Below are 25,185 nucleotides of genomic sequence, written 5' to 3' on the forward strand. Positions count from 1 at the left end.
ACATCAAGATGCTGCTACATCAGATCTTTTGCTTGATTGTAATAAATAAGTGGTTAAGGTAAAGATGAGACTGAGCAATTGCTTCGTCTCATCTTTTTGTATTTTTCTTTTTGATAGTTGTCTCTATTCTGAAATAGCAGAAGAAGAGGAGAAAAGAATGAGCTTACCCTATTTTGATTATTGTCAAAAACTTGAACAAAAATTAAGGATCGAGGAACCCTTGATGGAACAAGCGGGTCGTTGGATTGCTACACAGATTCATCGAGGAGGATGTTTACATATTTTTGCTAGCCGTACCTTACAAGGTACTGCCTATGAATTTTGGCAACAATGTCCAAAAATCTTGCCAACTCAGTTGATTGAACATCCCGCAGCGGGGATTTATGAGTCGCTGGAAGGAACTGGCCAAGCAATCATTGAACAAATCAATGCGCAACCCGAAGATATTTTTCTTTTCTTATCAAATGAAGGTAGAAATCCTGCAATCATTGAACTGGCGGAATGGGTCAAAGAACAAGGGTATCTATTGATCGTGATCACCGGATTTGACTTATCCCGAAGTATCAAGTCAAGACATAGTAGTGGTTTGCGCTTATATGAATATGCAGATCTAGTATTAGATAACTATGCAACGATAGATGATGCCGTCCTTACGGTTCCTAAGTTTGAGCCAGCTATATGTGGTGCAGCTTCCTTAGCAACCTTAATCCTATTACAGCAGATCGTTTATTTTTCAGTGTATTATTTGTTGGAGAGTCACTAAAGAGAGAAGGTTAAGAGTCCGAAAAAGAGACAAGAAAGAATCATGAAGATTCTTTCTTGTCTCTTTATACACGTTGATGAAAGAGTCTTCCCCAAAACTCTTTACACTCCAATTATAGTACATTTGTTATGAATATTGCAATGAAGATACCTAATGAAAATAAAAAGAGAGGAAGAGAGAGGCAGAAATTCAATCAAAAACATCGGTTCAAATAGGAAAGGAGCGAGGAAGAAAATGTATAAATATTTGTTAATAGCTAAAAAATCTTTGTTTATACGTAATTAGAAATGAAAATAAATAGTCGGAAATAGCGACATTGTAAAAATAAAAAAAGAATTTTAATCCATTTTTATAGGTGCTATGGCTTTGAAACCAGCGTTTTTATTAAAATGTGTCTTGAGGATAACTAAAATCAATAGATTTTTTTAATTGTTTATTCATGTGGTATAGAACATTTTACTGTATAATCTATTTGCTTATTCATTATTGACAAAAACGTAGCAAGAAAGGAAGAACGAGTTTTGAAGAGAAAAAATTCTTCAGTAAAGAAAAAACGAGACTTTACCAAAATGACGACCCCGCATACGTATGTCATTATTTTTGGTGTAGTTGTACTTGCCTGGTTATTAACATTTATCGTACCAGCTGGGAGATTCAGTACGCAAGATATAGAATACAAAGATGCAAATGGAGAAACCAGTACCAGAACAGTATTGCGCCAAGATTCGTTTCGTTATGCTTATGAATTAGATAAGGCTTTTGTATTTGATCAACTGGAAGAATTACAAAATGATCCAAAGGAAAGAGAAAAGCTGGCTGTTCCTGAAGAAGGATTAGAAGAAGTCTTGGCAGCTGGTGAGAAAAACTTGACCCAGGAGAAACTAGATGAGATCTCACTGACAGATGATGTTTTATACGATGAATATGGTGAAGACATCTATGACACCTCAAAGAAATTGCATAAAACAGCAAAACTATGGGGGACCGATGATTTCGGTGGTTTTGGCTTTTTAAACTTCGTTTTTGAAGGTCTAGTATCAGGTGATAAATATGGTTCAGCAGTCGGGATTGCTGCACTTATTTTAGTCGTGGGTGGTGCATTCGGGATCATCATGCGAACGGGTGCCATCGATGCAGGTATTTATGCTTTTATCAATAAGACACGTGGTCTAGAACGTTTAGCTTTACCGCTCTTGTTCTTTGCTTTTTCATTTGGAGGCGCAACGTTCGGTATGGCTGAAGAAGTCATTCCATTCTCAATGGTCATGGTACCTTTTGTGATTGCCTTAGGCTATGATTCAATCGTCGCCGTCACAGTCACCTATGTGGCGTCACAAGTCGGGAATGCCACGTCATGGATGAGTCCGTTCAGTGTCGCCGTTGCACAAGGGATCGCAGGTATTCCAGTCTTATCAGGCGCCACCTTCCGATTGATCATGTGGGTCGTCGTGACTGCATTATCGGCTGGTTACTTAATGATCTATGGCGAAAAAGTTCGGAAGAATCCGGAAAGTTCATTAACGTATAAATCTGACGAATACTTCCGTAACCACTTGAAGAAAACATCCGATGAACAAAAACCATTTACATTAGGCCATAAATTGATTTTAGGCGAAATGTTGATCGTTTTAGTATGGATCGTTTGGGGAGTCACACAAAAAGGCTATTATATCCCAGAAATCGCCTCTCAATTTTTTGTTATGGGACTCGTTGCAGGGATCATTGCTGTTTTATTCAAATTGGACGGTATGACGGTCAATGATATTGCCTCTTCTTTCCAATCTGGAGCAGCAGATCTAGCTGGAACAGCGATCGTTGTTGGGATGGCAAAAGGAATCTTACTTGTATTAGGTGGATCAGATGCTTCTGTACCTTCTGCGCTTAATACGATCTTACATGGTATTGGAACAGCACTGACTGGTGTGCCGGCAGTGATCGGCGCATGGGCGATGTACGTGTTCCAAAGTTTGTTCAACTTAGTCGTCACTTCAAATTCTGGACAAGCGGCATTGACGATGCCAATCATGGCACCGTTGGCTGATTTAGTAGGTGTCTCTCGTCAAGTGGCTGTATTAGCTTATCAATTAGGTTCAGGATTCATGGATGCGTTCACGCCGGTTTCTGCTAGCTTGATTGGTGTCTTAGGTGTGGCACGGATCGAATGGGCAAAATGGGCACGATTCCAAATCAAAATGCAAGGATTCTTCTTTGTTTTAGGAACGATCTTCATTATGATTGCAATCGCGATCGGACTTCAATAAAACAAATAAGAACTGATTTATAGCAATCAAAGAAGTTATGCTAACCGATACGTAACTCTGAGACAATAAGCGAGAAAACCCGAAAGTATCTCATATTTTTGGATTTTCTCGCTTATTTCCGAAAGAGCGATGGATTGCTTATTAAACAACCTTTTGAGTGTTCTAAAAGGTACAGACTATTTTATAAAGGAGAAGATCAGATATGAAACTCATTCGACAAATCGATGTCTATGCACCAGAATATCTTGGTAAGAAGGATGTGTTAGTGGCAGGAAATAAGATCGTTGCTTTGGAAGATCAACTATCCGGCGGTTACGAAGAATTGATCGTGGAAGAAATTTCAGGAGAAGGAAAACTCTTGACCCCAGGTTTTATTGATGCCCATTTCCATATTTTAGGTGGCGGCGGCGAAGGAGGCTATCACAATCGCACGCCAGAAGTCACACTTAGTCAATTAACGACAGCAGGAGTGACAACAGTCGTAGGTTGTATCGGGACAGATGGCGAGGGTCGAGATATGACTGCTTTGATCAGTAAAGCAAGAGGGCTAGAGGCAGAAGGATTGACTACGTATGTTTATGTTGGTTCTTATCGGTTGCCGGTCAAAACGGTGACTGATTCATTGATCAAAGATTTTCTTACCATTGATAAGATCATTGGGATCGGAGAAATCGCTGTGTCTGATCATCGCTCTTCTCAGCCAACATTCGATGAGTTTGCTCGGGCAGTGGCGGATGCTCGTGTTGGGGGCATGTTATCAGGTAAAGCAGGGATCGTGAATGTCCATTTAGGTGGTGGAAGTCGAAAATTGGAACTATTGAATCGTGTGGTTGAAGAAACAGAAATTCCTATTACTCAGTTTTATCCGACGCATGCGAATCGGACAGCTGAATTATTAGCTGCATGTATCGAATTTGCGAAAAAAGGTGGAACGATCGATTTCACTGCAAGTGAAGATCCTGATTTTTGGGAAAAGACCGATGGTGAAGTTCGTTTCAGTAAAGCATTGAAGCAGTTATTGGAAGCACAAGTCTCTCTTGATAACTTCACCTTGACCTCCGATGGACAAGGTAGTCTCCCATATTTTGACCAAGAGAACCATTTTATCGGTATGGGCGTCGGTAGTGCGAAATCCTTACTGGTGGGGATCAAAGAAGCAGTTCAAAAAGAAGACATTCCTTTAGAGATTGCCTTACGAGCTGTGACGTCCAATCCTGCAAGAGTCCTTAAACTGGACCAAAAGGGAAGAATCGCTGTTGGTAAAGATGCAGATCTTTGTCTACTTGATAAAGAAACCTTAGAAATCGATACGGTGATCGCTAATGGCACCATCATGGTCCAAGAAAAACAAGTGAAAGTTTGGGGAACATTTGAGCAAATTCTTAACAACTAAATAACACAATAAGCATTCTGTTTGTTTGTTTTTATAATTGGTGTTACTCTAAAAGTAGTTACAAAGACAAATTTTAGAGGAGGAAATATCATGGCAGATTTAGAAGGACGCTCTAAAGATTTGAAAGACAAAGTTGCAGGCGAAGGCAAAGAAGCCTATGGAAAAGCAACAGGCGATAGAAGTAAAGAAACAGAAGGTAAAGCCCAATCTGTAGGTGCGGATATCAAGAGTAAAGCTCGTAATATCGGCGATGAAATCAAAGAAGGCTTTGAAGATGTAAAAGAAAAATTTTCAAAAAAAGACCATAAATAGTCGACTTGTAAATTCTTAAAAAAAAAGCGTCCTACCAATAAGGTGGACGCTTTTTTAGCGGTTATCCAATGGCAATGGACGCGAATGTTTTGTTCTTTAATTCAAAGACTTCATCACATTTTTTTGCCACTTCTAATTCGTGTGTCACAATGATGATACAGCGATCTTGCTCATGGGCGATTTCTTGGAAGAGTTGAACGATTTCTTGTGAAGTCGTTTCATCAAGGTTTCCTGTTGGTTCATCCGCAATGATCAACTGATGTTCGCAACAAATCGCTCGGACGATCGCTACGCGTTGTTGTTGTCCCCCAGATAATTTAGTGACTTGTTGTTTTGCAAGTGTTTCATTTATCCCAACGCGTGCCAACCGATCAAGTGCTACTTGGCGATACTCTTTTTGAGGAGTATTTGAAATCTCCATGGCGGTAATGACGTTATCAAGAGCGGAAAGGTAAGGCAATAAGTTGTACGCTTGAAAGATGATAGACACATCATTTTTACGATAATTCCGTAGGCCTATTTTAGCTAAAGCTCGCTCTTCATAATAAACAGTCCCTTCTTTTGGTGTATCAAGTCCTGAAATCAACGAAAGAAAGGTCGTCTTTCCTGAACCACTAGCCCCTAATATGGCGTACATTTTTCCTTTTTCAAAGGATAGATTCACATCTTTATAAAGTGCTTCTGTTGGATTCTGATACCAGAAGCCCAAGTTTTCTGTACGTAACATCCAATTCCTCCTTTAGTTTAATAAAATTTTTCGTGGATTTAATCGTAGTATGCCGATGGAGGCTAGAAAAACTGAGAGTAAGCTGATCCCAAATGCAACAGCTGCTAGTAGGCCAAGTTGAGCTGGTTGAACAGTGATTTCAAGGTCGCTTACTTGCTCCGAAACGGTAAATGGATTACTAGTTCCACCTGGTTGTCCGCCAGGTCCACGATTGCCACCACCAGGCATCTGCTCTCCTTGTTGCTCGGCAGGTGAGTCAGTTGACGTTTCAGTTTGTTGATCAAGCAACTGTTGACCGACCGCATTTGCAACGACATTTCCACTGAATGAAGCCACACCTAACGCGACGATCATACATATGGCCACTTCTGCAAACAATTGAAGGACGATTTTGCTTCTGGATTCACCTAATGAAAGCAATACCCCTAGTTCATGGCGACGCTCACGAATCGTGATCATGATGATCAAAGTCAAAATAATGATTCCAGCAACCGCAACGAGTAAAACGACATTTTGTGAAAAACTGGCCACGTTGTTAAGTGGTTCAAGCATTGCTTGGAACATGGTATCGTTTGATTGAAGACTGAACGTTGAAGTATCGATCAGGTTTTCTGCTTCATTGATAAAGTCTGTCATTTTATTAGGATCGGTCAGCGTATAAACCGCAGAATCGATTGTGTCATCTTCTGTCGAGCCATTCAATGTATTGGCAAACGTATAATAAGTATACAAAGTGTTCGCTGGATTCATGAAATTGAAATTCATTCCCATGCTACTACTTGTTTCACTTGACTCATAGATTCCTTTGATCGTCATTTCATAAGTCGTTTCTTCATCTTCCGTGCTAGTAATTATGAAAGTATCCCCTACGGATAAGTCATTCGCACTAGCTAAAGTAGAGTCGATCACAACATTGTTCGTATCTTTGTCGCTATCAGTGATTCCTTCTCCTTCGATGATTTTAGCTGTGCCATCTGTAAAGCCACTGGTTTGGGCTGTATTGGATACCCCGCTGATTTGAAAATCTGCTTGGATCATTTGGGGTTTGCCACCTCCCATAGCTCCACCCATGTTTTCACCGTTTGGTGCAGCATCAGTTGCAGTATCAGTTTCTTCGGATGTTTCTGAGGTATCAGAGCTTGAAATGGCAGTGATCCCGCTATTTGCTAAAGCTGATGCAGAGCTTTCGAAGGAAAAACTTGCTACATTATCTAGTGCTGCGATCTTTTCTGCATCGCTGACTGAAACAGGTGTGAGGGAGAAACTTCCAGGATCTGGTCGTCCACCGGATTCAGTATCAGTTGCCTCTGTTTGTTTTTGAAAAGCCGCTTCACGATTTGCACTTAAAGTGACCGTCGCACCGACATCTTTTTGAGCTTGCTCTGCTGCTTCTTGTGCCGCACTACGTATGGTTAGTCCAGCAAGAACGAAGACAAGGATTGCTGTAAAAACTGCTAATAATAGTAAAGAACGCCCCCATTTTACTTTTGTACTTTTTAATGCTCGTTTGAAAAAATTCATTGGTTCGATCTCCTTTCGAAATGAGTACAAAAAATAGAATAAAGGGAGTAGCTTAAGCCTACCTTAAAAAGCGGCCACGAATACAAACAGTTGAAAGCTAAAAACAGATCAAATGGAGCAGGAAATGAAAAACATTCTATAGTTATTGAGTAATTTATGTTAAAATAGACGAAGTATCTTCTAAAACAAAAGAAGAAAAAATGGTCTGGGAAAAACATGAAGACAGAAACAATCGTACATGCTAGCGATTTGTTTGATTTGTTGTATAATGATGTGGAGCAGTTGATCGAGCAACTGAAGTAATCCCGATTTTTTTGTGTCAAAAAAAGATCCTAAACGCCTGTAAGATTAAGATGGATTTGATTATCTAATGAAATCATCCGAAAACGAGGCACTCAGAAATTGGATCGTTTTAAATAAAATAGAGAATCGACATCGTCAAAATGAAGATGTCATAAGAAGAGGTGAAATTTGTGAGTACCATTAAGATTATCCCTTTAGGCGGTGTACGCGAAAACGGAAAAAATTTGTACATTGCAGAAGTAGGGGAAGCTATTTTTGTTTTAGACTGTGGTCTGAAATATCCTGAAAACGAATTATTAGGGATTGACGTTGTGATTCCTGATTTTACGTATTTAGAAGATAATGTCGATCGTGTAGCAGGTGTCTTTCTGACACATGGTCACGCAGATGCGATTGGGGCGTTGCCTTATTTATTGTCAAAGATTTCTGTTCCTGTGTTCGGAACCGAATTGACGATCGAATTAGCAAAATTGAATGTCAATCGCAATGATGCTGCAAAAGGATTCAAAGATTTTCATGTGGTAGATGAGCATACAGAAATCGATTTCGGTGAAACGATCGTTAGCTTCTTCCGCACCACCCATACGATTCCAGATTCAGTTGGGATCAATTTAAAAACCCAAGAAGGAAATATCGTTTATACGGGTGATTTCAAATTTGACCAAATGGCGATCCCAATGTACCAAACGGATTACGCTCGTTTAGCAGAGATTGGGAAAGAAGGCGTATTAGCTTTACTAAGTGAGTCAGCAAATGCAGAAAACGCGACCCCTGTTGCTTCTGAGTTCCAAATTGCTGATGAAGTATTTGATACGATCAAATATTGGGAAGGACGGATCATCGTTGCTTGTGTTGCAAGTAATCTTCAACGCGTCCAACAAATCTTAGACGCCGCTGCTAAAGCAGGACGTAAGGTTGTGTTGACTGGGCAAGACTTTGAACGGATCATCCGAACAGCTATGCGCTTAGAAAAACTTCAATTACCAAGTGAAGACCTATTGGTCACATTAAAAGATATGAAAAACTATGAGCCTGAAGAACTGATCATTTTGGAAACAGGCCGGATGGGTGAACCAATCAAGTCTTTACAAAAAATGGCGAATGGCGCGCATCGCCATATCAAGATCAAAGAAGGCGATCTTGTTTATATCACAACGACACCAAGTATTGCGATGGAAACAATGGTTGCTAAGACAGAAGACATCATTTACCGAGCAGGTGGAATAGTCAAACAAATCTCTGACAACCTGCGGGTTTCCGGTCATGCAAATCCAAATGACTTACAATTGATGTTGAACTTCATGAAACCTAAATATTTCATCCCAGTTCAAGGAGAATACCGTGAACTAGCTGCCCATGCAGACTTAGCCCATGCAGTTGGTATCCCCTATAAAAATATCTATATCACAGGACGTGGGGATATTTTAGAATATAAAAACAAGCGGATGAGTGTGGCAGGTACGACAAGTGCTGAAAATGTGATGATCGACGGACTAGGTGTTGGCGATATTGGAAATATCGTCTTACGCGATCGTAAAATCTTATCGGAAGACGGTATTTTTGTTGCAGTAGTGACAATTAGTCGTCGCGAAAAGAAAATTGTCTCAAAACCACAAATCACTTCACGAGGATTTGTTTATGTCAAAGCAAGTCGTGATTTGATCAATGAAAGTAGCAACATGATCGAAACCATTGTAGGCAAACATTTAGAAAGCGATGATTTCGAGTGGAGCAAGCTGAAACAAGAAATACGTGATCAATTAGGTCGCTATTTGTTTGAACAAACCAAACGCCGCCCAGTGATTTTACCAGTCATCATGGAAGCGACACAACGTCGCGGCAAAAGATAAAAAATGAAAAGCTGTACCAAAGGATGTTCAGATGATGGATATGTTTGGTATAGCTTTTATTTTATATGAGCGAGATTATTAAATATATACTATTGAAAGGTGGAAGAGTCTACAATGAAAAAGGAACTTGTTTTGGAAAATAATCAAATGAAAGAGATACAGATCATCGTTTTTGGCGTAACTTCAATGAGTACAGATAGTACCCTTTATACCAATTTGTTAGTAACAAAGATGAACAACTTAGCAAAAAAACAACATTTACTTGTGCATGTTGACATGCATAGCATTTCTAAGTTGGATCAGTATGCAAAGGCTGCCGATGTTATTCTATTATCTCCAGAGCTTTCTTCTATGAGAGAAAGTATCGTAAAAGATTATCCTACAAAGGTTATTGAAGTGATAGACATGAAAGATTATGGTCTGCTAAATGCTGAGAATATCTTAAAAAAATTTATTAATCACTAACCCAAAAAAGAGAAAATTTTCAATATAGTTAGCAAACTTCATTTTTTTATTCTCATGACTCCTCTAGCTAAGAAAGTGTAGCTATTTTGTTTGATCTTGTAGGATCCACAAGGGTATTTAAACTTAAATAAAATACCAATAGTAGAAACTAGAGTCTTAATTTCTACTATCGGTATTTTTATTTTTTCCAGTTTTTACTACATCCAAAAAGTCGTAGATAATGAATACAATTGACAATAACGTAAAAGTAGTTTTTAAAATATTATTGTTTACTAAGTGAAGATAGGGATTGAGAATACAAATAATATATATGCTCAACCGAACGATCGTGAATGATTTTGAATTATATTTTTCCAAATAGGGCCTCCTTGATTTTTCAAGTGCTTATATTGCATTAGTTACTTAACCATTGATCATATGGTTAATGGTATTTCTCTTTTATTTTATTGTCAAATGAAAGATTATGATGAATAGCGGATGCGCGCTTTTGTCTTATTCTTTTGATTTGAGCATGGTAACAGACCCGTAGTCATTTTAGATTTATTCACAGTGGATAACAATAAACAGGAACTGTCAACCCTAGACGAAACATTCTCTTATCTAGGCATTCCGTGTTAAGTACACGCTCACTTGAGACTTGGTACAACCTGTGTTATCTGTTACAATTGAATAGGATATACTGTACTACTAATTGTGTAAATGTTCGAAACGAAAACGAAAGAGTCAGTGACCAAAATGTTGAGGAGTGAGAAGATGAAGATTACTTATCATGGACATTCTTGTATTTCTCTTGAAATGCAAAATGGCCAGCAAGTGCTGATAGATCCATTTATTACTGGGAATCCTATGACTGATTTAAAAGTGGATGAAGTCCAGACGGACTGGATATTGATCACCCATGGACATGCTGATCATATTGGAGACATGTTGCCGATTGCGAAGAACAATGAGGCGACCATCATCAGTATTGTCGAAATCGCTGATTATGCACAACAGCAAGGAGCAAACTCTTTTGGGATGAATATCGGTGGCAAAAGGAAGTTTCCTTTTGGCACAGTCAAATTTGTCCATGCACAGCATAGTTCAAGTATTGAAATCGATGGTGTTTCGCGTTATATGGGAGAGCCTAGTGGTATTCTGATCCAAGCAGATGGGAAGACGATTTATCATGCGGGTGATACCGCAGATTTTAGCGATTTAGCGCTCTTAGGTGAACAGTTTATGATCGATGTAGCCTTTTTACCGATTGGCGACAATTATACAATGGGGCCTGAGGATGCGGCTCGTGCGGCGAAGCGAATCAAAGCGAAGAAAGTCGTGCCGATCCATTACAATACCTTTCCTGTCATTGAACAAGATCCGCAAATATTCATCGATTTATTAGCAGATACCAAAGGAAAAATAATGAGCGTTTCGGAAACGCTGGAAGTGTAGGGGAAAGAGATGGCGACAAAACATGATTTGATTTTAGAATATATCGAAAGCCTACCAGTGGGGAATCGAATATCTGTCCGTAGTATAGCCAAAGAATTGAATGTCAGTGAGGGAACGGCCTATCGAGCAATTAAAGATGCTGAAAATGTAGGCTTAGTGTCCACGATCCAACGAGTAGGAACCATTCGGATCGAGCGCAAATTGAAGAAAAATATCGAACGATTGACATTTGGAGAAGTCGTGCGGATCATTGAAGGCGATGTCTTAGGCGGGGCAGTCGGTCTAGATAAAGTCTTGAATAAATTTGTCATTGGTGCGATGACCGAACACGCGATGGAACGCTATATCACTCCAGGTTCATTGATGATCGTTGGTAACCGTACAGAAGTACAAAAGTTAGCGCTCGAAGATGGAGCGGCAGTGTTGATTACGGGTGGTTTTGATACGACACCTGAGATTGCCCAATTAGCGGATGAATTAGCCATGCCGATTTTACGCACGACCTATGATACCTTTACCGTAGCGACGATGATCAACCGAGCGCTTAGTGACCAACTGATCAAAAAAGACATCATGCTCGTCGGTGATATTTATCTGACTGCCCAGAAAACACATTATTTGTTACAGTCGGATACGGTGGCTGATTATCAACGGATTTCAGAAGAAACCCAACATTCTCGTTTCCCAGTAGTGAATCATCACATGCGTTTAATGGGGATCATTACGGCAAAAGATGTCGTAGGCAAAGCACCGACACAAGTCATTGATCGGGTCATGACAAAAGATCCAATCAGTGTCAAGAAAACGATGAGTGTCGCTTCTGTCGGGCATCAAATGATTTGGGATGGTTTAGAAGTCATGCCAGTCGTTTCCGATGATTTGACGTTAGAAGGATTGATCACACGGCAAGATGTCATGAAGGCGATGCAATTGGTGCAACGTCAACCGCAAATCGCTGATACGATCTCTGATCAGATTTCCGGTGCGATCCAAACAATCGATACAGACCGTGAAGGCAATCGATTGACGACACCTAAGTTCAAATTTGAGGTGTCGCCACAAATGGTGACAGGTGTTGGAACGATTTCTTTTGGGGTGTTAAGTGAAATCATTTCAGATGTTGCGCAAAAAACAATGATCATGAACCAACGAAGAAATATCTTGTTGGAGCAAATGAATCTGCATTACCTTCGTCTGATCCAGATCGAAAGTGAGTTAGACATTCGTCCAAGAGTTTTGGAAATCGGCAGAAGGTCCGCTAAACTCGATGTAGAAGTATTTATAGAAAACACGATCGTGGCTAAAGCCATTGTTGTTTGCCAAGTGATGGAACGTTCGTAGAGAGTAGGAAAGAAAATGACCATACAAGAAGAGATTTTGAATGAAATCAAGAAATATCAAAAAATCGTGATCCACCGACATCAAAGACCTGATCCAGATGCTTTAGGTTCACAAGTGGGATTAGCCGAGTTATTACGTAATAGTTTTCCAGATAAAGACGTTCGTCAAGTGGGAAAAGACGTAGAAGGCTTGCGTTATTTAACAGAAATGCAAGAAGTCGATGATGCCTTTTATCAAGAGGCATTAGTTATCGTGACAGACACAGCGAATGCGCCACGTATTGATGACAAGCGCTATTCCTTAGGAGATCAAGTGATCAAAATCGATCATCATCCGAATGATGAACCCTATGGCGATTTACTTTGGGTAGATACGAAAGCCAGCAGTTGTAGTGAAATGATCGCTGAGTTTGCTTTGATGTTCCCCAATGAGCTGAAAATGAACAGCGATTCTGCTCGTTTATTGTATGCAGGAATCGTTGGTGATACTGGAAGGTTCTTATATCCTTCAACAACAGGTCGCACGTTAGAAATAGCAGCAGCGTTAAGAAAGTATTCTTTCGATGCAAGCCAATTGAATCGTGAAATCGAACAAATCACCATGAAAGTAGCGAAACTATCCGGTTGTGTCTATCAAACGATCGAAGTTGACGAAAATGGTGCCGGAAAAGTAATTTTGTCACAAGAATTGTTAGGCAAGTATGGCATCGTCGATTCAGAGACCGCAGCTGTTGTCTCTTTACCGGGTGTGATTGACGAAGTGTTAGCTTGGGCGATTTTTGTCGAACAACCAGAGGGCTATTATCGTGTACGTTTACGTTCAAAAGGACCAGTCATCAACGAGATCGCCAAACGACATCATGGTGGCGGCCATCCCTTGGCAAGTGGCGCAAATGCAAAAGACCTGCAAGAAGTAGCAGAGATCTACAAAGAAATACAAGAAGCTTGCACCAATTATGCACGTTAAAAGTGTACTCCAAGTAGTCAATCGAGAATTTTAAGCAAACGTTACATGCTCTTTTATCTATTCCCTTTGGCACGAATAAATGGTGGGGGCAGAAGTGACCTCTTCGGCAATCAGGTTACTTCTGCCTTGACCTTTTACTCATCGAAGTTGATTGTCTTTTTATCAGGGATATGTGCAATCAAGGTCAGTGAGATTGAATCAGCGTAGGCAGTTTAGGATCTCCGATAAGAAGTTGCTCTTTTCAAACTGTTATTTTTCCGTTATAATATTGCTCAATAACGAACAAAAAGGAGAAACAACATGACAGTACCAAATTGCCCAGTATGTGGTTCAGAATATGCTTATGAAGATCGGGGATTATTGATTTGTCCTGAATGTGGAAACGAATGGACACCATCTGAAGAAACAGAAACAGAAGCAGAAGGCCTAGTAGTAATTGATGCAAACGGCAATCGTTTAACAGATGGCGACAGTGTGACCGTTATCAAGGATTTAAAAGTTAAAGGAGCTTCCTCACCTATCAAACAAGGAACAAAGGTGAAGAATATCCGTTTAGTTGAAGGAGACCACAATATCGATTGTAAAATCGAAGGGTTTGGTCCGATGAAGCTGAAATCAGAATTTGTCAAAAAGAATTAAAATATTCAATCTCTTTTCACAATTATTCTACTCGAACAATGGTAAAATAAAAGCAATGAGGAAAGGGTGAAACGATTATGTATGGATATGGTTTTTATGGCTTAGATCCAACGTTTCTTTTAGTTATTGCTGGATTAGCTATTTCCGGAATCGCTTCTGCTTACGTCAATAGTACTTTTCGTAAATACGACAAAATCAGAAGCAAAAATAATGTGACTGGTACACAAGCCGCCCAGTTCATTTTACAAAGTCAGAAAATCAATAACGTTGGCGTCCAACAAATCGCCGGTGATTTGACGGACAATTATAATTCAGGGAACAAGATGTTAAGCTTATCGCAAGCTACAGCACAATCTACATCAGTTGCTGCAATTGGAGTCGCTGCCCATGAATGCGGTCATGCAGTGCAAGATGCCGTTGGCTATGCTCCGTTGAAAATCAGAGCTTCATTAGTGCCTGTCGCAAATTTTGGCTCAATGATTTCGTTCCCATTGATCATGGTAGGTGTATTATTTAGTTGGAATACGACGTTGATCAATATTGGTATCTTCGCTTTTTCATTGGCACTATTGTTTCAACTTGTTACGCTACCAGTAGAATTCAATGCGTCAAGACGAGCGATCCAAATTTTAAGTGAAGGTGGCTTACTGACAGAAGAAGAGGTGCCGATGGCGAAACATGTGCTATTTGCGGCTGCCTTGACCTATGTTGCTGCGGCGCTATCTACATTCTTACAATTACTACGTTTGATTTTGATCTTTGGTGGTAATCGTCGAGACTAGGACAAGCCAATAAAAGTGAGGGACAGTCATTTAGACTGATCCACTCACTTTTTTTATTTTAGGAAAATCGGTATTACTTTACAGACCAGTCAGTAGAGTAACGCTGGCTTCTCCTATTTTTTCTTTGAATCAAATCATTTTATTGACATAAAGTTGTTGGATCTTTGTGACTAGATCTACCCACAAATCTTTTTCTTTACTAGGATCAAGGTAAAAAATTTTACTCGTTTGATGAAATTTATCGAACCAATCAGTGACGATCAAATCGGCTTGTTCTGGATTTTCTGTCAAGCGAATCATTTTCTCGTCAAATACTTGTCGTAATCGATTTTGTATATGATAATTTCCTGTCAGTGTTTTATTCATCTGTACATAGATCAATAATTTTTCATTTGTTTCAGACTGTAAAAGGTTGTAGATCAAGCTACTCAAATAATAAATAATCAAGCTTTTTTTGGGGTGGTCATGAAAAACTTCAGAGATGATGTGCTTGATTAGTTGTATTTGTTCATTCGATTCATCCACTTCAAGTGCTGATTTAGGAAAATGCAACGAGTAGAAAAAGGGTGTCGTATTTCCTAACATTAAAATAGAAACCAATGAAAGCATCAGATAGTAATTATAGAAAAACCTTTTTTCAGATGAAGAAATCACTGGAAAGGCTTGAGCTAGCTCTTTTGTCAGTAAGGTGATTTGGATACAAAGGCGATTACGTTTATTCGTCAAAGTGTAACCAATCAAACTTTTTTGCTGACTTGAAATGAGATTAGGAAAAAAACAATAGATCAGGAAATTAAAATGCAAGAGTTCATCAATAGCTGCTTCATGTGGTAAAAGTTTAAATAAATGATGTTTATAACTCCCAGAAACATCTTGTATTTGTTGTAGCAATTCTAAAATAGCATAAACCTCATTAGATTCAGATGTGATCAACGACGATTGTTGCGTACGAAGCGTAAAAATAGCAATCAACAAATACAGATTTTCTTGATACTTCAGTGAATGCTTTGAAACGAGCAATTTTTTGGATAATCGCCGCTCTCTTTTTAGTTGACTCAATTTGAATTTATCAAAAGGCCATTCCAACCCTTGAAAAGCATCAGATAGAATAAAAAACAGATAGAGTCGGATAAATAATTCGTTTCCTTTGAACAAATAACAGCCTTGCGATGAAACGATCTCGATTTCGAAATCTTGAAGTGTTTCATTCAATTGGTGTGTTAATTTTTCTAAGTAAGAGTGGGATATGTACAATTGCTCCAATAAATATTTTTTTGGAACATTCGCTTTGGGATAATTGACCATAAGTAATAAGTAGTTGAAACGATTGGATTCTCTTAAATAAAAAAGTTTGAGTTTGTGATAAATCATCATTTTTATTTCTTGGTACTCATCGGATATAGTTATTTCTCCTTTGTGTGTAGAGAAAATAAAAGCAGGAATGCTCAATTGCTGTTCAATCGTAGTATTCAACTTTCGAATCAATTCTTTGATTGTCCGTTTAGGGATGATCAGTTCATCCGCAAGCTCTTTCAACGTACATTGACTTTTTTGAGTGATCGTATAGAGGACTAATAACTCTTTCTTTTTTGCATCGATTAACATGTTGAACTCCTTTCTGACAATTAGTGTACTAGTAGTGACATAAAATGTGAGTGGAAAGTGTTTTCAATGTATGATATTCTCACATAGTAATAGAATTTGATTATATAACTTGTTATTTTAAGAAATAATAATTAGTTATCTATTCTATTGTTTATTTCTTTGCTTATTTTGTCAAGTTGGAATCAATTAAATAAACTCGGTTGAGGGAATGTATTGTTATTTAATTGAGTATATTGTTATTTTTAAAAACTTATTTATGACGAGGCATCAGATAAATCAAGCTTCTATTACAAAGAGACATATTTTAACCCCCGAAATATGTTATTATCGTTTTTTTTTATCAAAACTTGTTTCTTCATGGTTTACATAAGTTTTTCCTACTAGATGATGAGCTGGATAGTAAGGGGAAATTAAAGAAAGAATCATTGCCGGATATGAATAAGATAATCGGAAAGGATGGATGGTTTCGTGGGAAGAGTGACGAACTTTAGTAAAGAATATTTACTATTTAAGAGTATGGTATATGCTGAAGAAAATGGGTTATCGACAATCACAGCGAGAAGTTTAGCATCTTTTTGTGGATGTTCTACTTACCCGATTTATGCACATTTTAAATCAATCCGTATACTAAAAGAAAAAATTATCGAAGAGATCACGATATGTTTTGATCGATATTTAGCTGAATACGTTATTGACGATTTTTTCAGTGTCGTTCATTTATTGAAGGAGTTTTTCTCGATTCATGAGAGTATTAGAGGAGTAGTTATCAAATCCGAATTAGACATGGCCTCGTTGTTCAAACGAACGTTCTCAGAATTTGTCAGAGAACATACGGGAATCAAAGAAGCATATTTATTAGAACTTCTTTGGCTGAACGCACTAGGAAGTTTAAATTCAGATAAATCATCAAAGGAATTTTTTGAGACAATGACATTGATTTGGAATAAGTTAGCAGAATTAGAAGATGATTTGCCTGAAATGCTAACAAATATCCAATACGTTCCGGTTAATTGACCTTACATTTCTTAGTATGGATGATTTACATTAGTTGTTCGTGTGAAGCATCTCCAAAAAGGAGGTGCTTTTTTTACGCATCAAACTAAGGTTGCTTGAAACCGAAAATGCCAAATGAGGCGTCGTACAAAAGCAAATAATAAAACAAGACAGTATGTGCTTTTTGTAAATTTTTTTGCTATTCATCGGGCAGGGCTCATAGCAATTAGTTCGCTTATCTATTTGACTGTGATATGATTGTAGTAGATAAAAAGGAGCTGATAATTATGAAAACATCAACAAAAGTAACGATTGGATTAAGTGTCGCAGCAGCAGCAAGTGTGGCAACAGCTGTAGTTGTTTCTGGCAAAGTGATCGAAAAAATCCATCATCTAAGTAACCGAACAAAAGTAAAAAAATTCGTGTATGACAAATTTGATGGGAATGAAAAGTTATTAGATGTCGTCGACCATTTATCAGATAGCGATTTAGATTCATTGATGGGCATGCTAGCAAAGATTAAATCTGGCAAAAAGAAAATTTCTGTCTACGGTGACTCTATCAAAGACTCAACAGAAGATGCAAAAGGTCGTCTGATGTCACTTGTTGAGAAAATGATCTAAAAACGATTCTCTTTGAATTGATCGAAAAAAGGAACAAGCAAGGCGATGTTTATTGCTGCTTGTTCCTTTTTTATATGTGTAACAAAAGGAGATAACAAAAGAGTAAGTCATCTGCTTTTTTTAAATTGAAGCCTGTTTGTTCGTCAAACTTTTCGATCCGATATTGGAGAGTGTTTCGATGCATGAAAAGTTGTTTAGCCGCTGAACTGATATTCCCGAAATTTTTCCACAGTTCGATAATGATGTCTTCCATTTTAAAACTACGGATTATTTCTTGATATTCATTTGTTAGCTGACTGGATGTAACTAATTCTTTTGTATAATAATATAGGGCAATTTCTTGTATGGAAGTCGTTTGGTCGGCTACTTGTATGTGTGTTCGTTTATTCAGGAAAATTTTTCGTTCTTCATTGAACATAGCGGTTAGATTTTGTCCAGCTGAATGAAATGAACCGACAAAGGCTTGTGTCGTCATATCAAAATCGACATCAAGAGATAAAAAGATGCCTTTAAGATCTGCCGTATTCAAATAATTGGCATGCTTTCTTTCGATGATCAACGCATCTGTCTCTGTGTAAAGAAAAAAATCAAGAGCTTCGGGAAATAATCCGGAAATTGTTTCTCGCCATTCTTTTTGTAAGAAATCTGATCTCTTTTCAAAATGTAACTGAATGATTCGGCAGCTTTCTTCACATACATATACCTTTTCCTCAAATAAATATTTATACCAAGGATGGCTGTCTAAGGTGTTTGTTTTCTGGAATAACGCTTTCAAAAGTTTTTCTTCTTGAACGGACAAGGAACTTTTATCGATCCACAAGAAGTAATCTTCTACAACCAGTGAAAGAATTCGATCATCAGAAGAAGGAGCATTCTTTTTTTGTGCATTTGGGTATAATCCAAGTAACTTTTCTGTGTTCATTTACTTCACCTCATCCCCTAGTTTACCATAGGACATGGTGATAAGGAAAAACTCTTTGTACTTCACTAAAAAGCCAGTTATACTATGTTTGATAGAGAAGATAAGTAAATCTAAAAAAGGTAGGAATACAAGTGGAAGAAACAGAACAACAGCGAATAAAAGAAGAATGGATGCGTGTGGCTATTGAAGAAGCCAAAAAAGCAGAAGCGTTAGCAGAAGTACCAATCGGCGCCATCGTGGTTCACCAAGGACAGATTATTGGGCGTGGACACAATTTGAGGGAAACAACACAAAATGCAACAACACATGCTGAGATGATTGCGATCCAAGAAGCATGCAAGGCCATCGGAAGTTGGCGTTTAGAAGAAACACAATTATATGTCACGTTAGAACCGTGTCCAATGTGTAGCGGTGCCATGATTCTTTCTCGCGTAAAAGAAGTTTACTTTGGTGCCTATGATCCAAAAGGAGGAACCGCAGGGACATTGATGAATTTACTTGAGGATGAACGTTTTAACCATCAGGCCGAGGTGGAGGGCGGGATATTAGAAGAAGAATGTGGTGAACTTTTATCTGTGTTTTTTAGAAATTTGCGAGCAAAGAAAAAGAAATTAAAAAAGGACTAGCCAAGGATAATAAAATGCGGTATACTATTCCTTGCCGAAAGGCTAGGACAATGGTGGGCTTGTGAAGCGTGTCAGATCCGGAAGGAAGCAGCACTAAGCAGGTGCCGCCATGTGTCTGATTGATTGGATTTATTAAGCCTAAAGGGCTTTTTTTATTAGAGGCAAGTTTAAGGTATTTAGATTTTGTAAAAAAGTCTAAGTACCTTTTTTTGTGCAAAAACTTTCCATGTGAACAAAGGGGAACCCTATGGTATGATGAAAAAAAGTGAGGTGGAACTAACAGTGGAAGAAATCGTTCTTTTACACACGAATGACTTACATTCTCATCTTGAAAACTGGCCACGGATCAGAAGATTCCTTGAGCAAAAAAAGCGTGAAAATGAGAAAAAAAATAATACGACAACTCTCACGGTCGATCTTGGAGATTTCGTTGATCGTTGGCATCCTTTGTCAGAAGCAACGAATGGCCATGCCAATGTTGAACTAATGAATCAAATCGGCTATGATGCAGCAACTATAGGGAATAATGAAGGTGTAGGTAATTCCAAAAATGAGTTGAATCATTTATATGATCACGCGAATTTTGATGTGCTACTGAGCAACTTATTCGATAAAAATACTTTGCAACCACCAGTATGGACAAAGCCATATAAAATCATCGAAACAAAGCAACGAACAAAAGTTGGGTTAATTGCTTTTACTGCACCATTCCCTTTGACGTATAATCCAAATGGCTGGGATATCCGTCAGCCTTATGATCTGTTGCCAGAGTTAGTTGAGCAATTACGTCCACAGGTAGACGTCCTTGTTTTAATGAGTCATTTAGGCATTCAAGATGATTTACAGATTGCAAAAGAAATCCCTGCAATCGATGTGATTTTAGGATCACATACCCATCATCTTTTTATTGATGGGAAAGTCGTGAATGAGGTACAATTAGCCGCTGCCGGAAAATTTGGGCAATATGTAGGGGAAGTACATCTTTCATTGGAAAATAAAAAAATCGTCGGACACTACGCCAAAGCGATTCCGACAGATACAATGACTGCATTCGTAGAGGATGAGAAAGAAATCGCCGGTTATCTTGAACAAGGACATCGTCTTTTAGCCCAAAAGAAAGTGGCAGATCTACCATTTGACTTATCACTTGATTTATTTGATGAACATTCCTTTATCCAAATCGCTTTAGAAGCGGTAAAAGAAAGAGGGAACACAGAAGCATCGTTTCTGAATAGTGGTCTTTTTTTGAATAGCGTACCTAAGGGGCTGGTTGACCAAGATCAACTCCATAGTGCACTGCCACATCCGATGCATTTGATCAACGTCACGCTGAAAGGGTCAGATATGATTCGCTTAGTGTTGGAAATCGAAAAAAGTCGACTCTTCTTACGGAATTTCCCTATCAAAGGAATGGGGTTTCGTGGTCAGATATTCGGTGAGATTTTCTATAGTGGGATCACGTATGATGCGGTCAATCGAGAAGTTTTGTGGCAAAAGCAACCAATTGAAGAGGAAAAGAATTATACCGTTACTACGGTCGACCATCTGATGTTTGTTCCTTTTTTCCCAACCATCGAAATTGTCGGACAGGTCGATTTTTTATTTCCCGAATTTATTCGCACAGTAGTGGGAGACTACTTAAATGCTCACTACCCAACCAATGAAAAAGAAGGTATAATAGAGAAATAGGTGGTGAAAGCATGTCGACGAAACAAAATAAACAACACAACAGTGACAAAAAAAAGAGTCAAGAAACGGTCGATCGCTCACAAGAACAAACAGTGACCGAAGAAGTGACGGCAGTTTTAGAAGAAATAATCGAGGAAACGAAGCCAGAGAAAGTCAAAGGAGAAATCGTCACATTGACAGATGAAACGAATCTTTTGATTGGTGATAGACCTTATCGTATCGTAACGGATTACCGGGAAGGGTTCAATGCTGAGAAGCTTGGTGAGAGATATAGCGAAGTGCTTTCCAGATACGATTACATCGTAGGTGACTGGGGTTACGAACAGCTACGTTTGAAAGGCTTTTTTGATGCCACGAATCGACGTGCTCACCCAGATCAGCGAATTGATGCATTAGAAGACTATTTATACGAATATTGTAATTTTGGCTGTGCATATTTTGTCATTGAACGTATTGGTGGAAAAAAAGAAAAAAATACCCAACGACGTAAAAAGAAAAAAAATCCGAATCGCAACAATCAAGCGCATATCGATGAAAAAAAAGCGCCCGTTGAATCGGTACGCAAACAACCTGTGATCAAAAATCGTAAACCAGCAACTACTAAGGCAACACCAAAGGGAACTGAAAAAACATCAGAACGCCCAACAAAATCAACTTCTAAAAAGAATTTTACTATTAGACAAAGGGAAGAATGATCCTATGAATTATAAAGGCTATTTGATCGATTTAGACGGAACGATCTATCGTGGAACGGAGCCGATACCGGCAGGAAAACGATTCGTCGAACAGTTACAGGAAAATGGGATGCCCTTTTTATTTGTAACCAACAATACGACAAAAACACCGGGAACAGTGGCACAACGTTTAGCCACTGAGTTTGATATCCATGTCTCACCAGAAACGATCTATACAGCATCTCTAGCGACCATTGATTTCATGAAATCAGACGCTAAAGGAAATAAAGTGTATGTGATCGGTGAAGCTGGCTTGACAGATTTGATCTTGGAGGCAGGATTTGTATGGGAAGAAGAACATCCTGATTATGTCGTAGTAGGTTTAGACAATCACTTGACTTACGAAAAAGTGGTGACCGCAACCTTAGCGATCCAAAAAGGAGCAACATTCATCGGTACAAATCCTGATAAAAATATCCCTACAGAAAGAGGATTATTACCTGGAGCTGGCTCGGTTGTTTCTTTTGTAGAGACAGCGACACAAACCACACCAGTCTATATTGGTAAGCCAGAAGCAATCATTATGGATAAAGCAGTGGAACTTTTAGGATTGAACAAAGAAGAAGTCATCATGGTAGGGGACAATTATGAAACTGACATCCAAGCAGGGATTCGTAATGGGATCGACACACTGCTTGTGTTATCAGGCTTTACCAAAGAAGAAGACATCCCAGATCTGCCAACACCAGCAACCTTCGTTTTGCAATCGTTAGATGAATGGAGTTTCTAAAACAATGAAAAATAAACGATGGCAATGGGTGGAATATGCGGGGATGGTCAGTTTGTTCCTGACGTTGCTCACTTTAGCAATTGCAATAACGATCAATTTCCGCCCACTATATGTGTTTGATATCGGGCATCTAGGTATCTTGGATTACACTACCGTGGATCAGCCAACATTACTCCAAAATTATGATCAACTGATGAGGTATCTGAATAATCCTTTTGAGCAAGTGTTGGCACTTCCCGACTTTCCAATGTCAGCGAGTGGCTTACATCATTTTTATGAAGTCAAGTTATTATTCATGCTTAATTATGGGGTGTTGTTACTTACATTGATCCCAAGTGGCTTGTTCCTTCGCCAGTTGAAAAAAAATCAGCGTTTGTGGCGGCTGATCCGCCCATTCCAAATCGGCATGATCCTACCATTTGTTTTTGGCTTTTTCATGTTGATTGGTTTTGATCGTTTTTTTATTCTTTTTCACGAAACATTTTTCAATAATGATGACTGGTTGTTTGATCCTCAAACTGATCCAATCATCAATGTGTTACCTGAGCAATACTTCATGCATTGTTTCATTCTGTTTTTTGTGCTTATCGAATTATTTTTCGCTTTGATGGTTCTTGTTGGCAAAAGAGAATTGAAAAAGGGGAACAATTAAACAATCACTTTCGTGTAGCGCGTTGATTGCTTTTTCGGATATAGCAAAAAATCATCCATAAAAATCCTTTTGCGATTTTTATGGATGATTTTTTATTTTTATTTGATTATTGTGTCAAACGGCTTCGTTTTTCCGGTTCTTGGTGGGCCAAGCGGCTTGCGGCAGAGGCAGCAATTGCTCCCACGATATCATCTAAAAATGTATGGACATTTTTGCCATCGTGACTATTTAACTTTTTCAAGATCCCAGGTTTTACTTTATCGATATAGCCATAATTGGTAAAACCAATCGTTCCATAAACATTGACGATCGACAAGGCTAAAATTTCATCTATTCCGTATAATCCTTCATCATCTTCAATGATATGCTGAAGAGGGCTCATCAATTGTTTTTGTTCTGCCAAGATATCTAATTGGATGCCAGTAATGATCGCGTTATGGACTTCACGCTTTGTCAAGACTGCGTTAATACTTTCCGCACAATCCTCCAAGCTTAAATCTGAGATATAGTCTTTTTGTAAAAACATGACTAATTCAGCGATATCCTCAATCGTTACGCCACGTTCTTTTAGGAGATCTCGCGCTTTTTCTTCTAAGGTTTCTGTTTTTATGACCATTTTTGATTCCTCCGTCTCTTCTTTCTATCTATAATGGTAACGTAGTACGTACAAAAAGCAAGAATCATTTCTTTTATAAAAAAACAGCTAAGTTATTTTTGTCCAAATGTTTTATCGTAAAGGCTTGTACTATGACCAGGCTGCGTACGTTCTTTTGGATTGATGAAATGCAACGCGTTATTGACAGCAGTCGGTGCCTCTCCAAATCCCGTGGCAATCAATTTCACTTTTCCTTCATAGCTACAAATGTCGCCAGCAGCATACACACCAGGAATTGAAGTTGACATATCAGAGTGGACGGTGATCGCATTTCTGGAACTTTCAAGTCCCCAAGAAGATAAATGCTCTAAATTAGAAGTGAACCCATAATTGACGATCAATGAGTCAACCATGAGATCAATCGTTTCATCCGTCTTAGCTTTTTTTAGACGAATGTCTGACAACTCTCCATTTAAACCAGATAAACGCTCAATCAAATAAGGTGTTAATACATTTACAGAGGATTGATTCAACTGATTGACGCTATGTTCATGAGCCCTAAATGCCTCTCGACGATGAATCAAATAAACTTCACTCGCAATAGGTTCAAGCATCAGTGCCCAGTCGATTGCTGAATCCCCACCACCAGCAATGGCAACTTTCTTTCCTGCATATTTCATCAAGTCGTTCACGAAATAATCTAACCCATGGTTTTCGTATCGGTCAGCATGTTCTAAATTCAGCTTTCTTGGTTGGAAAGAACCACTTCCTAGCGTCAGGATCACAGCTTTTGAATAATGGATACCTTTCGTAGTAGTGATCTCGATGATCTCATCTTCTCTGGAAAGTGAGAGAACTTCTTCATTTAAATGAAATGTATGATTAAAAGTGGTCAATTGTTTCTTTAAATTATTAACAAGATCAACCGCTTTGATTGCTGGATAACCAGGAATGTCATAAATATATTTTTCAGGGTATAAGGTAGTTAACTGTCCACCAAGTTGAGGCAAACTATCAATAATATTGGTTTTCGCTTGGCGCATACCAGCATAAAAAGCTGCAAACATGCCAACCGGCCCTGCACCAATAATTGTAATATCGTAAATTTCCATTTGAAATTCCTCCCTTGGTGACACTATAACAGAATTTAATTGAGAATTCTTCTCAAATAGTTTAATTATGGAACGAGCAGTCACTAAAATATAAGGAGTGATCTAACATCTAGTTTATTTACTTTCAATATTAGCTAAAAAGAGTTA

The 25,185-nt window shown here is 38.6% G+C and carries 24 protein-coding genes and 1 other RNA gene; 19 read left to right on the forward strand and 6 right to left on the reverse strand.

The features are described 5' to 3' along the window. The first annotated feature begins 157 nt into the window (after positions 1–157). From IGJ14_RS03185 to IGJ14_RS03200, 4 genes are all read left to right on the forward strand, one after another. A complete protein-coding gene (locus IGJ14_RS03185; RefSeq protein WP_010736121.1) occupies positions 158–763 on the forward strand; it encodes an SIS domain-containing protein in 606 nt (201 codons plus the stop codon). Positions 764–1,284: 521 nt separating this feature from the next. After that, positions 1,285–3,024 carry a putative basic amino acid antiporter YfcC gene (gene yfcC, locus IGJ14_RS03190; RefSeq protein WP_019722929.1) on the forward strand — a complete coding sequence of 580 codons (1,740 nt, stop codon included), beginning with the start codon at positions 1,285–1,287 and terminating at the stop codon, positions 3,022–3,024. Between the two features lie 202 nt (positions 3,025–3,226). Next, complete coding sequence (gene iadA, locus IGJ14_RS03195) at positions 3,227–4,417, forward strand: beta-aspartyl-peptidase (RefSeq protein ID WP_207463679.1); 1,191 nt, start codon at positions 3,227–3,229, stop codon at positions 4,415–4,417. A gap of 90 nt (positions 4,418–4,507) precedes the next feature. Then, positions 4,508–4,729: a CsbD family protein gene (locus tag IGJ14_RS03200; protein WP_010736118.1), complete on the forward strand. Its 222-nt coding sequence runs from the start codon at positions 4,508–4,510 to the stop codon at positions 4,727–4,729. A gap of 61 nt (positions 4,730–4,790) precedes the next feature. Here IGJ14_RS03200 and IGJ14_RS03205 read toward each other — a convergent pair whose 3' ends face one another. Beyond that, a complete protein-coding gene (locus IGJ14_RS03205; RefSeq protein ID WP_010736117.1) occupies positions 4,791–5,456 on the reverse strand; it encodes an ABC transporter ATP-binding protein in 666 nt (221 codons plus the stop codon). A gap of 12 nt (positions 5,457–5,468) precedes the next feature. Continuing rightward, a complete protein-coding gene (locus IGJ14_RS03210) occupies positions 5,469–6,977 on the reverse strand; it encodes an ABC transporter permease (protein WP_066026206.1) in 1,509 nt (502 codons plus the stop codon). A 473-nt stretch (positions 6,978–7,450) separates the two neighbouring features. Between IGJ14_RS03210 and IGJ14_RS03215 the strand changes: the two genes are divergently transcribed. The 7 genes from IGJ14_RS03215 to IGJ14_RS03245 all read left to right on the forward strand — a co-directional run bounded on the left by IGJ14_RS03215 (position 7,451) and on the right by IGJ14_RS03245 (position 14,757). Continuing rightward, complete coding sequence (locus tag IGJ14_RS03215) at positions 7,451–9,130, forward strand: ribonuclease J (RefSeq protein ID WP_010736115.1); 1,680 nt, start codon at positions 7,451–7,453, stop codon at positions 9,128–9,130. Between the two features lie 114 nt (positions 9,131–9,244). After that, entirely contained in the window at positions 9,245–9,595 is a 351-nt protein-coding gene (locus IGJ14_RS03220) for a PTS sugar transporter subunit IIB (protein WP_207463678.1), read from the forward strand. 753 nt (positions 9,596–10,348) lie between these two features. After that, entirely contained in the window at positions 10,349–11,029 is a 681-nt protein-coding gene (locus IGJ14_RS03225; RefSeq protein ID WP_207463677.1) for a metal-dependent hydrolase, read from the forward strand. Positions 11,030–11,038: 9 nt separating this feature from the next. Beyond that, positions 11,039–12,370, forward strand: coding sequence for a DRTGG domain-containing protein (locus IGJ14_RS03230; protein WP_019723185.1), 1,332 nt, complete (start codon positions 11,039–11,041; stop codon positions 12,368–12,370). A gap of 15 nt (positions 12,371–12,385) precedes the next feature. Continuing rightward, positions 12,386–13,336 carry a DHH family phosphoesterase gene (locus tag IGJ14_RS03235; RefSeq protein WP_207463676.1) on the forward strand — a complete coding sequence of 317 codons (951 nt, stop codon included), beginning with the start codon at positions 12,386–12,388 and terminating at the stop codon, positions 13,334–13,336. Positions 13,337–13,636: 300 nt separating this feature from the next. Next, a complete protein-coding gene (locus IGJ14_RS03240; RefSeq protein WP_086334394.1) occupies positions 13,637–13,975 on the forward strand; it encodes a zinc ribbon domain-containing protein YjdM in 339 nt (112 codons plus the stop codon). A gap of 77 nt (positions 13,976–14,052) precedes the next feature. Continuing rightward, positions 14,053–14,757 (forward strand): zinc metallopeptidase, encoded by a 705-nt coding sequence (locus IGJ14_RS03245; RefSeq protein WP_010736109.1) that lies wholly within the window; start codon positions 14,053–14,055, stop codon positions 14,755–14,757. Between the two features lie 129 nt (positions 14,758–14,886). Here the strand turns inward: IGJ14_RS03245 and IGJ14_RS03250 are convergent, their stop codons facing one another. After that, positions 14,887–16,362, reverse strand: a complete 1,476-nt coding sequence (locus IGJ14_RS03250; RefSeq protein ID WP_207463675.1) for a helix-turn-helix domain-containing protein — start codon at positions 16,360–16,362, stop codon at positions 14,887–14,889. 468 nt (positions 16,363–16,830) lie between these two features. Between IGJ14_RS03250 and IGJ14_RS03255 the strand changes: the two genes are divergently transcribed. Further along, positions 16,831–17,376 (forward strand): hypothetical protein, encoded by a 546-nt coding sequence (locus IGJ14_RS03255; protein ID WP_019723190.1) that lies wholly within the window; start codon positions 16,831–16,833, stop codon positions 17,374–17,376. A 266-nt stretch (positions 17,377–17,642) separates the two neighbouring features. Beyond that, a complete protein-coding gene (locus IGJ14_RS03260; RefSeq protein WP_019723191.1) occupies positions 17,643–17,978 on the forward strand; it encodes a hypothetical protein in 336 nt (111 codons plus the stop codon). A gap of 70 nt (positions 17,979–18,048) precedes the next feature. Here the strand turns inward: IGJ14_RS03260 and IGJ14_RS03265 are convergent, their stop codons facing one another. Then, on the reverse strand, positions 18,049–18,900 hold the full coding sequence (locus IGJ14_RS03265) for a helix-turn-helix domain-containing protein (protein ID WP_207463673.1): 852 nt from the start codon (positions 18,898–18,900) through the stop codon (positions 18,049–18,051). Positions 18,901–19,031: 131 nt separating this feature from the next. Between IGJ14_RS03265 and tadA the strand changes: the two genes are divergently transcribed. From tadA to IGJ14_RS03295, 6 genes are all read left to right on the forward strand, one after another. After that, positions 19,032–19,526 carry a tRNA adenosine(34) deaminase TadA gene (gene tadA, locus IGJ14_RS03270; RefSeq protein ID WP_010736104.1) on the forward strand — a complete coding sequence of 165 codons (495 nt, stop codon included), beginning with the start codon at positions 19,032–19,034 and terminating at the stop codon, positions 19,524–19,526. A gap of 40 nt (positions 19,527–19,566) precedes the next feature. After that, positions 19,567–19,651, forward strand: an RNA gene (gene ffs / locus IGJ14_RS03275) — signal recognition particle sRNA small type. Between the two features lie 157 nt (positions 19,652–19,808). Then, a complete protein-coding gene (locus tag IGJ14_RS03280) occupies positions 19,809–21,215 on the forward strand; it encodes a bifunctional metallophosphatase/5'-nucleotidase (protein ID WP_066026487.1) in 1,407 nt (468 codons plus the stop codon). Positions 21,216–21,226: 11 nt separating this feature from the next. Further along, complete coding sequence (locus IGJ14_RS03285; RefSeq protein WP_207463672.1) at positions 21,227–21,910, forward strand: YutD family protein; 684 nt, start codon at positions 21,227–21,229, stop codon at positions 21,908–21,910. Between the two features lie 4 nt (positions 21,911–21,914). Beyond that, positions 21,915–22,679 carry a TIGR01457 family HAD-type hydrolase gene (locus IGJ14_RS03290; protein ID WP_065096160.1) on the forward strand — a complete coding sequence of 255 codons (765 nt, stop codon included), beginning with the start codon at positions 21,915–21,917 and terminating at the stop codon, positions 22,677–22,679. Positions 22,680–22,683: 4 nt separating this feature from the next. Further along, positions 22,684–23,331 carry a TIGR01906 family membrane protein gene (locus tag IGJ14_RS03295; RefSeq protein WP_195274160.1) on the forward strand — a complete coding sequence of 216 codons (648 nt, stop codon included), beginning with the start codon at positions 22,684–22,686 and terminating at the stop codon, positions 23,329–23,331. Positions 23,332–23,437: 106 nt separating this feature from the next. Here the strand turns inward: IGJ14_RS03295 and IGJ14_RS03300 are convergent, their stop codons facing one another. Beyond that, positions 23,438–23,947 carry a phosphatidylglycerophosphatase A family protein gene (locus IGJ14_RS03300; RefSeq protein WP_010736099.1) on the reverse strand — a complete coding sequence of 170 codons (510 nt, stop codon included), beginning with the start codon at positions 23,945–23,947 and terminating at the stop codon, positions 23,438–23,440. Between the two features lie 92 nt (positions 23,948–24,039). Further along, complete coding sequence (locus tag IGJ14_RS03305) at positions 24,040–25,038, reverse strand: NAD(P)/FAD-dependent oxidoreductase (RefSeq protein WP_065096161.1); 999 nt, start codon at positions 25,036–25,038, stop codon at positions 24,040–24,042. Positions 25,039–25,185: the final 147 nt, after the last annotated feature.

Source organism: Enterococcus sp. DIV1304_2 (assembly GCF_050555445.1).
GTDB classification, from domain to species: domain Bacteria; phylum Bacillota; class Bacilli; order Lactobacillales; family Enterococcaceae; genus Enterococcus_B; species Enterococcus_B pernyi.

Coding starts and splice junctions, on each gene's coding strand:
- IGJ14_RS03305 (WP_065096161.1), bottom strand. CDS start 25,038: ATGGAAATTTACGATATTACAATTATTGGTGCAGGGCCGGTTGGCATG.
- IGJ14_RS03200 (WP_010736118.1), top strand. CDS start 4,508: ATGGCAGATTTAGAAGGACGCTCTAAAGATTTGAAAGACAAAGTTGCA.
- IGJ14_RS03300 (WP_010736099.1), bottom strand. CDS start 23,947: ATGGTCATAAAAACAGAAACCTTAGAAGAAAAAGCGCGAGATCTCCTA.
- IGJ14_RS03245 (WP_010736109.1), top strand. CDS start 14,053: ATGTATGGATATGGTTTTTATGGCTTAGATCCAACGTTTCTTTTAGTT.
- IGJ14_RS03205 (WP_010736117.1), bottom strand. CDS start 5,456: ATGTTACGTACAGAAAACTTGGGCTTCTGGTATCAGAATCCAACAGAA.
- IGJ14_RS03235 (WP_207463676.1), top strand. CDS start 12,386: ATGACCATACAAGAAGAGATTTTGAATGAAATCAAGAAATATCAAAAA.
- IGJ14_RS03220 (WP_207463678.1), top strand. CDS start 9,245: ATGAAAAAGGAACTTGTTTTGGAAAATAATCAAATGAAAGAGATACAG.
- iadA (WP_207463679.1), top strand. CDS start 3,227: ATGAAACTCATTCGACAAATCGATGTCTATGCACCAGAATATCTTGGT.
- IGJ14_RS03225 (WP_207463677.1), top strand. CDS start 10,349: ATGAAGATTACTTATCATGGACATTCTTGTATTTCTCTTGAAATGCAA.
- IGJ14_RS03240 (WP_086334394.1), top strand. CDS start 13,637: ATGACAGTACCAAATTGCCCAGTATGTGGTTCAGAATATGCTTATGAA.
- IGJ14_RS03295 (WP_195274160.1), top strand. CDS start 22,684: ATGAAAAATAAACGATGGCAATGGGTGGAATATGCGGGGATGGTCAGT.
- IGJ14_RS03230 (WP_019723185.1), top strand. CDS start 11,039: ATGGCGACAAAACATGATTTGATTTTAGAATATATCGAAAGCCTACCA.
- IGJ14_RS03250 (WP_207463675.1), bottom strand. CDS start 16,362: ATGTTAATCGATGCAAAAAAGAAAGAGTTATTAGTCCTCTATACGATC.
- IGJ14_RS03290 (WP_065096160.1), top strand. CDS start 21,915: ATGAATTATAAAGGCTATTTGATCGATTTAGACGGAACGATCTATCGT.
- IGJ14_RS03185 (WP_010736121.1), top strand. CDS start 158: ATGAGCTTACCCTATTTTGATTATTGTCAAAAACTTGAACAAAAATTA.
- IGJ14_RS03285 (WP_207463672.1), top strand. CDS start 21,227: ATGTCGACGAAACAAAATAAACAACACAACAGTGACAAAAAAAAGAGT.
- IGJ14_RS03210 (WP_066026206.1), bottom strand. CDS start 6,977: ATGAATTTTTTCAAACGAGCATTAAAAAGTACAAAAGTAAAATGGGGG.
- IGJ14_RS03260 (WP_019723191.1), top strand. CDS start 17,643: ATGAAAACATCAACAAAAGTAACGATTGGATTAAGTGTCGCAGCAGCA.
- IGJ14_RS03265 (WP_207463673.1), bottom strand. CDS start 18,900: ATGAACACAGAAAAGTTACTTGGATTATACCCAAATGCACAAAAAAAG.